Below are 11,994 nucleotides of genomic sequence, written 5' to 3'. Positions count from 1 at the left end.
TTAACTCATTGATACTCATACCACAAGAAATATCTGGAAATGCTCACTATTGAGCAATAGCAAGCTACATTCATAAGCACTATTCAGCTATTCCATATAGTGTCTAAATGAAAATGTACCAAAAATCATATTTGAGGAGATAAACATGTCACAACCCCCAATCAATCAGATATTAAACATTCCAAACAACGGCGCTCACTATTAAAAACTGCGGTAGGAATGTCGGTGCTTGGTATCGCCAGTGGATTAACTCTAGCCACACCAGGGATATCTTACGCAGCAGCATTAACGCGTGAAGAGCGAGATAAACTCACTCCGGAGCAAATTATTGCTGGCATGAAAGAAGGGAATATCCGCTTTAGAGCAGGCAAGATGCAACAGCATGATTATTTGGCTCAAAAACGGGCCAGTGCTGAAGGTCAATTCCCCGCGGCGGTTATTCTCAGTTGTATTGACTCACGGGCTCCGGCGGAAATTCTTTTTGATACCGGGATTGGTGAAACGTTTAATGCCCGTATTGCCGGTAACATTGCCAATAACGATTTGTTGGGCAGTATGGAGTTTGCCTGTGCGGCCGCGGGAGCAAAAGTAGTTCTGGTCTTGGGGCATACTTCGTGTGGCGCAGTTCGGGGGGCAATCGACGGCGTAGAACTCGGTAATCTGACCGGCTTGTTAAATCAAATTAAGCCAGCAATTGACGCAACCCAATTTAACGGAGAAAGAACCGGTAAAAATGATCAGTTTGTCGATGCCGTTGCTAAAACCAATGTTCAGCATACGATCAATGAAATACGGAGCCGGAGTAGTATTCTCAATGGATTAGAGAAAGAGGGGAAAATTAAAATAGTTGGCGCAATGTATAATCTCAATGGCGGGGCCGTTGAGTTTATTAGCTAATAGATTACAAGCTCCGGGCTTTATCGCTCGGAGCAAATTCATAATGATATCGAGCCGCTATTTTCTGTGGTGGTAGGCAACTAATAAGTGATGCCAGATTCCATTATCTATTGTTTAAACAACATGTTATACAGAAAAGCATCACCAAAGACACAGGATAAAAGAAAGTCGTGCTACGCTTTAATTAAGCGATAACGTTAATTTAGCTATTCTTTATGCTAATAGAATTCCTACACGAAAAAGTTCCTTAGCCTCACCGTTATCAGGAGCGTCACCATGAATCCTCCAATATATGTTTGTTAGCCCTATTTAAAAAACTTAAATAACAGATCACTATTTTACCTGTGTGGGGCCTCGATATGTTTCACTTTGATGCTTATGGTACGCTCGTTGCTGCAACGCTGGTGCTATTGCTAGGAAGGCAATGTGTCCAGAATATTCCTCTACTACAAAAATATGCTATCCCGGAACCTATTGCGGGTGGTTTGCTGTTCGCATTACTGTTTCTGCTTATTCATCAGACAACCGGTTGGGAAGCCAGCTTTGATACATCACTACGTGATCCGCTAATGCTGACTTTTTTTGCCTCAATTGGCCTTAATGCGAATCTGGCAAGCTTAAGGGCTGGCGGTAAGGTATTGATAAAGTTTTTTGTGGTCGTTATTGGTTTGCTGTTACTGCAAAATATGGTTGGCATCGGTATGGCCAAAATTCTGGGGCTGGAGCCACTGATGGGGCTGCTGGTGGGAACCATAACACTTTCTGGTGGGCATGGCACCGGTGCGGCTTGGAGTGCCGTATTTGCGGAGAATTATGGCTTAAGTAATGCTACGGAAGTTGCCATGGCCTGCGCAACTTTCGGTTTGGTATTAGGTGGCTTGATCGCCGGCCCTATTGCCCTTTATCTCATTAAACATTCCGCCACTCCCAATGGCAGAGCCGAAGATGCCTTGCAACCCACAACCTTCGAGAAACCTCAGTCAGGGCGGATGATCACTGCGCTGGTATTAGTAGAAACTATCGCCATGATTGCCATTTGTTTGATGGCTGGTCGCTATATCTCGGGGTTACTGGCGGGATCTCTATTTGAATTACCGATCTTCGTCTATGTCTTATTTGTCGGGGTTATTCTTAGTAATCTACTCACTTATACCGGGTTTTATCAGGTTTTTGACCGTGCAGTCTCCGTAGTTGGTAACGTAAGCCTCTCCCTTTTTCTGGCAATAGCGCTGATGAGCCTGAGATTGTGGGAATTGGCGTCTCTGGCATTACCGATGTTGGCGATTTTATTGGTGCAGACGCTAACCATGGCTCTGTATGCCATATTTGTCACTTATCGGATTATGGGAAAGAATTATGATGCGGCCGTTCTTGCTGCTGGGCATTGTGGTTTAGGTTTGGGGGCAACTCCAACAGCAATTGCGAATATGCAAGCGATTACCGAGCGTTTCGGACCATCTCACGTTGCGTTTCTGATTGTACCGATGGTCGGTGCTTTCTTCCTGGATATCGCCAATGCAGTAGTGATCAAACTGTCTTTGTTATTACCGATGTTTACGCAACTTGGCTAAAAGCCAGTATTCATGGTGGCATCAACCGGCCAGAAGACGGAAACCCAGTATAAGCCGGCACATACCCTATAGTATGTGCCGGTGTTTATTCACCACGCACCTCTAACGCGCTAAATCCCCTCCCCCCTCGCGCCATGCTCTTCTTAAGTGATAACTGTTGATCTAGCATTGATTTCATAAGGTATTGCCGGTATAACTAACAGCCATTTAGAGATATAGACGTCTAAACGGATAAAATATCATGCACTCACCTGTTCCCGTCGAAGGGCAGTTCAAACGTACAATGAAGGCCCGGCATCTGGTGATGCTCTCTCTCGGGGGCGTGATTGGCACCGGCTTATTCTTCAACACCGGCTATATAATATCCACCACGGGTGCCCTCGGCACACTGTTGGCCTATATGATAGGTGCTGTGGTGGTCTATCTGGTAATGCTCTGCCTGGGTGAACTGTCGGTAGCAATGCCAGAAACCGGGGCTTTTCACGTGTATGCTTCCCGCTATCTTGGCCCAGCCACTGGCTATACCGTTGCCTGGTTATACTGGCTGACCTGGACAGTAGCCCTCGGTTCCAGTCTGACCGCCGCTGGGTTCTGTATGCAGTATTGGTTCCCTCAATCACCGGTGTGGTTATGGTGCCTTATCTTTTGTCTGGCTATTTTTCTGCTCAATGTGGTCACTACCCGCTTCTTTGCCGAAAGCGAATTCTGGTTCTCACTGATCAAGGTCGTCACCATTTTGGCGTTTATCATTTTGGGCGGTGCGGCGATGTTCGGCCTATTACCGATGAAGGACGGCACACCTGCCCCCTTCCTGCACAATCTGACCCAATCTGACTGGCTGCCAAACGGCACCTTACCGATCCTGATGACCATGGTGGCGGTCAATTTCGCTTTCTCCGGCACCGAGTTAATCGGTATCGCTGCGGGCGAAACAGAGAAACCAGAAAAAGCGATTCCGTGGGCAATCCGCACCACAGTGATCCGCCTGAGTGTTTTCTTTATCGGTACGGTATTTATTCTGGCTGCGTTGATCCCGATGGATCAGGCCGAGGTTGTCAAAAGCCCGTTTGTACTGGTATTTGAACGTATCGGTGTACCCTATGCCGCCGATATCTTCAATTTCGTGATCCTGACTGCCATCCTGTCAGCCGCTAACTCTGGTCTTTACGCCTCTGGCCGCATGCTGTGGTCATTGGCCAATCAGCGAACACTGCCTGCTTATTTTTCCCACATCAATAAACGCGGCATTCCTATTAATGCGCTGATCTTTAGCATGCTCGGCGGCTTGTTGGCACTGTTGACCAGTGTTATCGCGCCAGATACGGTGTTTGTCGCACTATCAGCGATTTCTGGTTTTGCCGTCGTCGCAGTCTGGCTGAGTATCTGCGCAGCCCACTATGTTTTTCGCCGCAACTACCTACGCAGTGGGCTGCCAATCGAGGGACTGAAGTACCGCGCGCCGGGTTACCCGCTGACGCCGATCGCAGGCTTCAGCCTGTGCCTGTTAGCCTGTATCGGTCTGGCCTTCGATCCTGAGCAACGTATCGCCCTATACTGCGGGCTACCCTTTGTTGCCTTGTGCTATATCACCTATTACCTGACCCATCGTGCCGGGAAAAACCAACCATTGGGAGAGAGTCATGCCGGTTAACAACCCTATCTCTGCGCTCTTAAGCGCTGATCGCACATTGATTTTGGATGGCGCATTAGCCACTGAACTGGAGGCGCGAGGTTGCTCTCTTAGTGATCCGCTGTGGTCCGCTAAGGTGCTAATTGAGAATCCTGAACTAATTTATCAGGTTCACTTGGACTATTTTAACGCAGGGGCACAATGTGCCATCACCGCCAGTTACCAGGCGACCCCACAGGGTTTCCTGCGCCGTGGCCTCGACCAGCAACAATCGTTGGAACTCATTGCCAAAAGCGTTCAGTTGGCACAGCAGGCACGCAACGACTTTTTGAATCAGCACCCGCAAGCTGAGCCGCTGCTGATTGCCGGTTCCGTTGGCCCATACGGCGCTTATCTCGCAGATGGATCTGAGTATCGAGGCGATTACCGGCTGCCACAGGATGAGATGATCGCCTTCCACCGGCCACGTATCGCGGCACTGGCTGAGGCTGGGGTTGACCTGCTGGCCTGTGAAACACTGCCATCGTTCGATGAGTTGCAAGCGTTACTAACACTACTGCAACAATTCCCTACTTTGGGTGGCTGGTTCGCATTCACGCTACGCGACAGCCAACACCTGAGTGACGGTACCCCCCTGACCGAAGTTCTGGCGCTACTGCGCGGCAATCAGCAAGTACTGGCCATCGGCATAAACTGCATTGCGCTGGAAAACGTGACCCCGGCGCTACAGCAGTTTGCTGCATTGGCTGACAAGCCACTGTTGGTGTATCCAAACTCAGGGGAACATTACGATGCTGTAAGCAAAACCTGGCATGCCTGTGGTGGCGGACACAACCACCTGATTTATCTGGTTGGGGAATGGCAGCGCCTGGGAGCACGACTGATTGGCGGTTGCTGTCGTACCACACCAAAAGATATTCGCATCATCGCTGAGCACTGTAAGCCGTAATCCCCCAGTGATATTGTAGCTAAGCGCCAACAGTATCACTGGATAAGCTTTGCCGCCTGATGAACTGCGGCAAAGCCTCTAAATATGCTGCTTCACCTGAGCGGCATTATTTAGTCGCCTAATTGCCGGCGTCAGGCTAGCGGCGATAGTCGCTATCACGACAGCAACGGCTGAAGCCAGCAAAACGGCCCGGCTGCCATAATGCATAGCGAGAGGCCCCGCAGCAAGTTCCCCGATAGGAATTGCCACAAATGACCCCATCGCATCATAGGCATAAACACGCGCGAGTTTCTCGGGTGGAATATGGGTTTGTAGAGAATGTGCCCACACAACACCGAATTGCCCAAAACCGACGCCGGCAATAAAAAATGCCCCCATAAGGATGGCAGTCGAAGACACCATACTAAGGAGAGTGATAGGGACTGCACAAAGTGCAACCAGAAGGACACCAATAAACAGATCGCGTCGTGGCCGCCAGCGGAGTGCAATAAAAGAACCGGCAATCAGGCCAATACTTTGTGCGGCAACAATAATCCCCCAACTGGCACGCCCAAATGAAGCATCAGCCACTATCGGGCCAAGGATCATCACTACGCCGCTAAAAGCGGCATTAACAATAGTGAACTGGGCAACAATAGTCCACACCCACGCACGAGCAATAAACTCCTGCCAGCCATCCCGTAGATCCTGCAAGATATTGGTTTGCGATGTGAGGAGCTGTGCCGAGGCGGTTCGAATCAAGAGATAAAGCGGTGCTGAAGCGGCAAACCCCAAGGCATCGACGGCCAATCCCCAGCCAGGCCCAATGGCAGCCGTCAGAACCCCGCCCAGTGAGGCGCCAATCACCGTCCCGCCATAGATGCCCAACTGGATAAAAGCGTTTGCTTCCCTGAGGTTACGTGCTGGTACTGTTTGTGGAACCATTGCTGAAGAAGCAGGAAGGGCAATACCCGCTGCCGCGCCGTTAATCGTCCCAAGGACCGCTAACCACATAATTGTGGCTGTTCCATCCAGCACCAACCAGGCAACAATCCCTTGAGATAAGGCGGCAATAACAGATGAAGACAGCAGAACCTTACTTCGCGAGTAACGATCCGCAAGTACTCCACCAATCAATAAGAAGGCAACATTGAAAACAGAACGTGCAGCTACCACCAGACCTAAATCTGCTGCGGAACCGCCGATATCCAACACCGCGAAAGCCAGTGCAATCGGTGCGATTCCATTACCTAATACCGTGAGGAGGCGGGCAAAAAACAAGTTTCGAAACGGGGCATAGTGAAATACATGTCGGGAAGATGGGACCGTGGCGTTCGCGTTCACTCACTTTTCTCCGCACTGATTTCAATACCTTGCAGGCTCTCACTGCTATCTTTCAATGGGGCTATTTCATACTTTTTTTGTTTATTCATTTTGGGCAACTTTTCATCACATGACGCGCTTGTAGCAGGGGGGCCGCCGTGACATCCTCTGCCTTCACAAATACCATTGCCAAATATGTGTCTTTATCTGTATGAATGCCAAGATTAATTGATTTGAATGTATAAAATTATTCAAATCATCTGATGAAAACCCTAACTTTGTCAGGTAGCAGATTTATTACACCGTTACCCCTAAGTTGCTATAGGGATAACGGCGGTCTCAGCTACGGGTGCTGTTCCGTATTGGGTAACGCCAGCAACGCATAGCGGTTCAGCAGTTGACTAAACCGACTGTCAATCTGTTGGCGCAGTGCCGATGACGGAGTCTGCCCTGACTCGGACTGTACCTGATACTGACGCAACAACTCTTCCAGCGGTAAGGTTTTTGCCAGCGGCTGTTGTATCGCAAACACCACCGTTTTCAGCTCCGAAACCGTCATATAGCGTCCCTTCTTTTCATCCAATCCATTCAGTCGCTCTGCCAGTTGCCGCAAACGCTCTTGTGCCAATGCATAGTGTTTCAACTCCACCAATGGCGCAGCACCGGCTTCTCGTTGTTGTTGCCATAATGCACTCAGTCGGTTGACTTCTTGACTGGCGGGCCACAGTTGCTGCGCTTGTGATAACACCCCATCCCCCCGCATTTGTGCCCATAACGGCGGTAACTGTGTCAGTTGTTCCAACTGTGTGCCACTGCCTTGCAATACCGGGCCAGCCAATCGTACCAACTCAGCATCTGAGGTTTGTTTTCTCAGTTCATCGATTGATTTGGCTGCCAGTGGCGCAGGTAATGGCGCGACGCTGGTCAGCAATGCCTCGCGCAATGGATTAGATGACAGCGACTGCCAGATAAAGAAACTGCCCACCATCAAAACGGCCATCAGCGATAGCCCGGCGACAAACCCCTGCCCCGCTTTCCAACGTGGTGGGGGCGGCAAAGGCGGCGACAACTCCACCTCAACACGCGCCGGGGCCGGTTCGTTGACAAGATAAACCAGTGGTTCGCTGACCGCAGCCGACGAGAATGTCGGTTGTGGCTGTCGTTGTGGTTCAGAGACACCGGCATGCCGTACTGGAATACTTAATCGGTCTGGCGTATCAGCGGCGGCCTCGGCGCTCTCCAGACGTAGTGCTGCGTTATGCAACATCAGGCGCACCCCATCCAATTTACTCAGATGTTTGAGCTCTAGCGTTTGCAACTGCGTGCACAACTGTTCCAACGCACGCTCTGCCCGGTACACCTGAGCCAGGTCACCGTAGCATAACGTCATGGTGCGCCAAACTTGCTGCAACCGGTCACTCAACCAGGCCAATAACGCCACCCGGGCATGTGTTTGCGGCGGCCATAATGCACTCCACTGATGAGACAGCAAGCCCGCCAACAGCTCCAACCCTTCACACAACCCGGCAAGACCGGCAATGTGCGTACGTGCCAAGGTAAAATCTACCGTGGTCTGCAACTCAACCCCGTTCTGGCGAAACAGCGCCAAACAAAGCTGCTCGACCCGCCCCCAGTCAACATCCGGGCGAGCTGGATGATGTAATTTGCCGATTTCGTCACGTAAGGCACTAAATTCAGCAAAATGGCGGGGGTCACCGCCGGTTTTAACCGTGCGCTCAGTATTCGATATCATGTGTTTGTCTTCCCTGAATAGGCGTTAAGATGACTCACCCGGATTGAGATAATGTTGTTGTTTAAGATGACGTATCAGCACCCGGCCTTCCGGCATAAATGCCGTGCCGTAACGCACCAGTCCTAGCCCTTTCAGTTCCGCCTCAATGGCATACTCCAGATGGCCAGGAGCGGATTGTGGCAGTAGCAGCACGTTGATACTTTTCAACCGTGGCTCATATTTTAGCAACGTGGCTGAGAGCGTAGTCAGCAGCGCGTGCGCACTGCCCGGCAATCCCTGTAGGATCTCGCTCATATCCGGCAGACCATAATCGGGCAGATGACTGAGTGTACCGGCGCGGCAGTTGAGAATGCGCTGCATATTGTCGAGCACCGAGAGAATGACCTGGTTAGCTTCACTGACCTGATGTAGTTCAAGCCCGCCAGTGAAATTGCCCAGCAATTGCTCATACAGTGACGGCGAGGAGGCGTCCGGCATTACTTTGTCTCCGCCCGCAATGTCAGGCTGTTATTACCCAATTCAAGGGTCCGAGGCTTATCGGGATGCAGGTCGTCCAGCGTCAGAATCAGACGCCAGTGATCTTTGGCCATATCTGGATGGCGGAACAGCGCTACCACCGCCACAAACCGGGTATCTTTTTCCATCGGCATATCCAATGTTACCGCACCGCCCGGTTTCACTATCACGCTGCGGCTGGCCAGCAGGTCATCTTTAAGTGCCGCCTCCCCGTCGCTCGCCAGTTGTTGATACACCGTTTTTAAGAAGGTTTTATCATCACGTAACTGATAAACCCGCACCATCACCGGCTCCGATGACGAGTTCGCTTCGTGCTCATCGGTATTCAGAGCCTCACGGGCGGTAAAATCCAAATGCAGTACCTTTATCTGCTTATAAAACAGTGATTTTGTGGCCGATACGGTGCCATCAGTCACTGCTTGCGTCAGCCCACAGCCACTGAGCAATAAAACCAATGCTGAGATGCAGATTTTATTTTTCCAGGCGGCCCAAGTTTTATTTTTCGAAGTACAGATTTTATTTTTCGAAGTAATAGCTAACACGTCGGTTTCCTTCTTGGTATTTCTGTGGAGTCAGTCCACTGTAGTGTCCCAGCTCCACGGTATAGTATTCAGGTATATCGTCTGACAGCGTATCGTCATCCATCCCCAGCACCCCGGTCAGTCCCAATCTTACCGGCGTCTCATCCAACACCAACGCCGGCAGCAACCGTGTTGCGACAGTCAGTTGAATACAGGCTCGATAGCGCCAGCCCAGATACACCCGCAACAGCACCAGAAAATCGGTATACAGCGGGCCATCCGGTAACCAGTCACCGGCCTCGTCGCGGTCTGCCGTCTGCAGAGAAATCAGTAACTGACTGTTGGCATCGATGGCCTCATCGCCCAGTACGGTGTAACCGTCCAGCCAGTTGCCCCCTTCGTCGGCAAATGTCATCTGTGAGGTCAGACGAACCGTACGCAGGCAATGGGGCGTCACATCAGCCTGCGTAAAGGGGGCCAGCAGTCGGACCAGTGCCTGTACCCCTTCGGCAGTTCGCCCCGGTTGACGCATCACCCCCAGCAGGGCCAGAAAGCGTGATGTCGGGGTGGCAAAATGCTGCTGCGAACCTGGAATACCCATGCCAATCAGCCCCAACAGGCTTTGGGAGGTGCTATCTTTGCCGCCCGACTCAAAAGTGGCCGGATAGGAATATTTGCGCCAAATGCGATAAAACTGCGTCATAAAACGATGGTTGAAAATATCGAGGAACCCTTCCAGCGCCTGATGCCCTTCGCGCTGCTGGGTGATATCGTCGATATAGGCTGTCGGCAGTGGCGAATCCACACCGTACAACCCCATAAAGGTGGTGCGCGCCGTCAGCGGGGCATCAGGCTGCGCCGGATCAGTTTCCAGCGCCTTCAGCTCACTGACCGGGAACCCCATGCCCGGATGCGGACGAAAGCGCACCGGATCATCCGCTGGGCTATTGGTACTCCCCAGCGGCAAGGTTCCCGGTTGTTGCTCCAGCAACTGACAGAAGCGGTAAAAATTGATCTGTCCGATATCCCGCTTAAGCCGAGTGATCAGCCGGGAATGCGGGTCGTGTGATTCTCTTCCCATTCCAAACGTTCTCCTGTCGGTTGCAGTATCAGAGTCAGACGATTAAACAGATGAATATCGGTATACAGGGAAAAGAAGCGACTGAGCATTTCCCCGAACAGACAAATATCCCCGGTACCGGTAAAGCCGTTGCTGTCGAGAGTGATTTCAATGTGCACCCCGCGCAACAGATAGCCCCGCTCAAAGCGTTCAATCTCGCTATGTTTAACCTCGGCGATAGCCTCCAGTCGACGTCGGTTCATTTCGTTGTCCGTCCAGTCATACAGCGCCAGCGTTCCGCGCAGCACTTCAGCGTTATCCATCATCCACAAAAAACTGCTACCCAGATGGCTCAGTACCCGCCAATGAAAACGGTCACGGTTGGGCGGATAGCACGGCAACGAAGGCGCCGACAGATTACGCACCCGAACCTGGGCACCGGTAGACTTCACCACAGTATCCAGTACCGTGCTTTGTAGCGCTTTACGCGGTAACTGCCCATTGGTGCCGGTCAGGCTCAGTGACAAGTTTTCATTATCCGGTACGCTGTGGTTATCAAACGCCTCCCCCCCCAGCACCAACCAGGTATCGTGTAATCCCGAAGGCCCGCGTTTGACCCGCGTATGGTAGTAATACTCAGGCGCATCATGGCGCAACATTCCGCCCTTGTGGCGGAAACTGGTGAAAGGGACATAGACCTGATGCCCACTATGGCGGGAAGAAATCACTGAATCTACCGAATAAATTTCGGTATAGCCGTCCTGAATGCGCATCGGGCGCAGCTGATATTCAGTCTGTAATGAAGAGAGCGACAGTGGGTCAGATTCCAGCGGGAACAGGTTAATCACCGGCACACAATGCAGGCGCAGATTCTTTTCGGAGAATGAAAAATCATGTTCCCAGCGTTTTTCCAGCACCACATCAATCTCAAACCAGGGCAGTTCCGCTGGTAGTTCGACCCCCTCCAACCCCTTCAACGCAACAAACATAAACTTTTCGCGGAAGGTGAAATACTCCAGCAGGAGCTGATAACCACTGAACGCGCTGTCTGCCTTCGGCCACAAGGTATCCTTCTCACCGAACCCCAGCGGGGCAAAATAGCCGTCCAGCGGCTGGCGATCAGCCTGCCCCGGCAGACGGATCCAGAGTTTGGCGGTATTCAGGGTCAGCGCCTCATGCAGGGCGCAAGCCAGTGGCGCATCGGCATCAAAATAGAGCGGCAGGCGGCTCAGGTTGATACGGCTCCAGTCGGCCAGTGCGCTGCAATCAAAGCGCAGCCGGATAACCGATCGGCCATCTGGTTCGCTGTCCAATTCGGCACGGCGTAGTGTCAGCGGGAGTAAGTCCATATCCTGCGTGGTGGTGTAGCGACAGCGGGTTTCACGCTCCCCAATGGGGCGGGAAAGCACTTCAAAACCTTTGCTCACCCCCATACGCTCTTTCATCCCCTGCCATTGTGGGGTGAACTCCACAATAGAAAGCGACGGAATGGTACGCAGGTAGTGCGGCCACAGCAGGCTGACCAACCCTTCAGTCAGCTCCGGCAGGTCGTCATCCAGTTTTTCCCGCAGTCGGCCCATCAGGAAGGCAAAGCCTTCAAACAGACGTTCCACATAGGGGTCATGCGCCCCGACTTTATCCAGATTTAATCCGGCAGCCCGATCAGGGTGCGCACGAGCAAACTCTTCGCCCGCTTCGCGTAGGTAGCGCATTTCGGCGTCAAAATAACGCAGGGTTAAGTCATCCATAATGATATTTTTCATTGTGCTAATGGAAAGGGTGAAATACAGGAAAA

Annotated in this window: 10 protein-coding genes; 4 read left to right on the top strand and 6 right to left on the bottom strand. The window is 51.6% G+C overall.

Going from position 1 to position 11,994, the window contains the following annotated elements; translation table 11 throughout:
- Positions 1-171 precede the first annotated feature (171 nt).
- From V2A84_RS22640 to mmuM, 4 genes are all read left to right on the top strand, one after another.
- Positions 172-897, top strand: coding sequence for a carbonic anhydrase (locus V2A84_RS22640; protein ID WP_442849146.1), 726 nt, complete (start codon positions 172-174; stop codon positions 895-897).
- A 359-nt stretch (positions 898-1,256) separates the two neighbouring features.
- Complete coding sequence (gltS, locus tag V2A84_RS22635; RefSeq protein ID WP_442849076.1) at positions 1,257-2,468, top strand: sodium/glutamate symporter; 1,212 nt, start codon at positions 1,257-1,259, stop codon at positions 2,466-2,468.
- Between the two features lie 241 nt (positions 2,469-2,709).
- On the top strand, positions 2,710-4,119 hold the full coding sequence (mmuP, locus tag V2A84_RS22630) for an S-methylmethionine permease (RefSeq protein ID WP_083162599.1): 1,410 nt from the start codon (positions 2,710-2,712) through the stop codon (positions 4,117-4,119).
- A complete protein-coding gene (mmuM, locus tag V2A84_RS22625; RefSeq protein WP_442849075.1) occupies positions 4,109-5,047 on the top strand; it encodes a homocysteine S-methyltransferase in 939 nt (312 codons plus the stop codon). Before mmuP ends, mmuM begins: the two co-directional genes overlap by 11 nt.
- 78 nt (positions 5,048-5,125) lie before the next feature.
- Here mmuM and V2A84_RS22620 read toward each other — a convergent pair whose 3' ends face one another.
- The 6 genes from V2A84_RS22620 to tssF form a co-directional block, all read right to left on the bottom strand.
- Complete coding sequence (locus V2A84_RS22620; protein ID WP_083162595.1) at positions 5,126-6,370, bottom strand: MFS transporter; 1,245 nt, start codon at positions 6,368-6,370, stop codon at positions 5,126-5,128.
- Positions 6,371-6,692: 322 nt separating this feature from the next.
- Positions 6,693-8,102: a VasL domain-containing protein gene (locus tag V2A84_RS22615; RefSeq protein WP_442849074.1), complete on the bottom strand. Its 1,410-nt coding sequence runs from the start codon at positions 8,100-8,102 to the stop codon at positions 6,693-6,695.
- A 24-nt stretch (positions 8,103-8,126) separates the two neighbouring features.
- On the bottom strand, positions 8,127-8,579 hold the full coding sequence (gene tssE, locus V2A84_RS22610) for a type VI secretion system baseplate subunit TssE (protein WP_083162591.1): 453 nt from the start codon (positions 8,577-8,579) through the stop codon (positions 8,127-8,129).
- Positions 8,579-9,160: a type VI secretion system lipoprotein TssJ gene (gene tssJ, locus V2A84_RS22605; RefSeq protein ID WP_083162589.1), complete on the bottom strand. Its 582-nt coding sequence runs from the start codon at positions 9,158-9,160 to the stop codon at positions 8,579-8,581. Before tssJ ends, tssE begins: the two co-directional genes overlap by 1 nt.
- On the bottom strand, positions 9,135-10,220 hold the full coding sequence (tssG, locus tag V2A84_RS22600) for a type VI secretion system baseplate subunit TssG (RefSeq protein ID WP_442849073.1): 1,086 nt from the start codon (positions 10,218-10,220) through the stop codon (positions 9,135-9,137). The genes tssJ and tssG overlap by 26 nt, the downstream gene beginning before the upstream one ends.
- On the bottom strand, positions 10,184-11,947 hold the full coding sequence (tssF, locus tag V2A84_RS22595) for a type VI secretion system baseplate subunit TssF (protein ID WP_083162585.1): 1,764 nt from the start codon (positions 11,945-11,947) through the stop codon (positions 10,184-10,186). The genes tssG and tssF overlap by 37 nt, the downstream gene beginning before the upstream one ends.
- Positions 11,948-11,994 lie beyond the last annotated feature (47 nt).

This window comes from Yersinia sp. 2553 StPb PI, assembly GCF_052217105.1.
Classification (GTDB): domain Bacteria; phylum Pseudomonadota; class Gammaproteobacteria; order Enterobacterales; family Enterobacteriaceae; genus Yersinia; species Yersinia enterocolitica_E.
The sequence above is the reverse complement of the archived record's forward strand: the minus strand, read 5'-3'. Positions and strand labels throughout refer to the sequence as shown.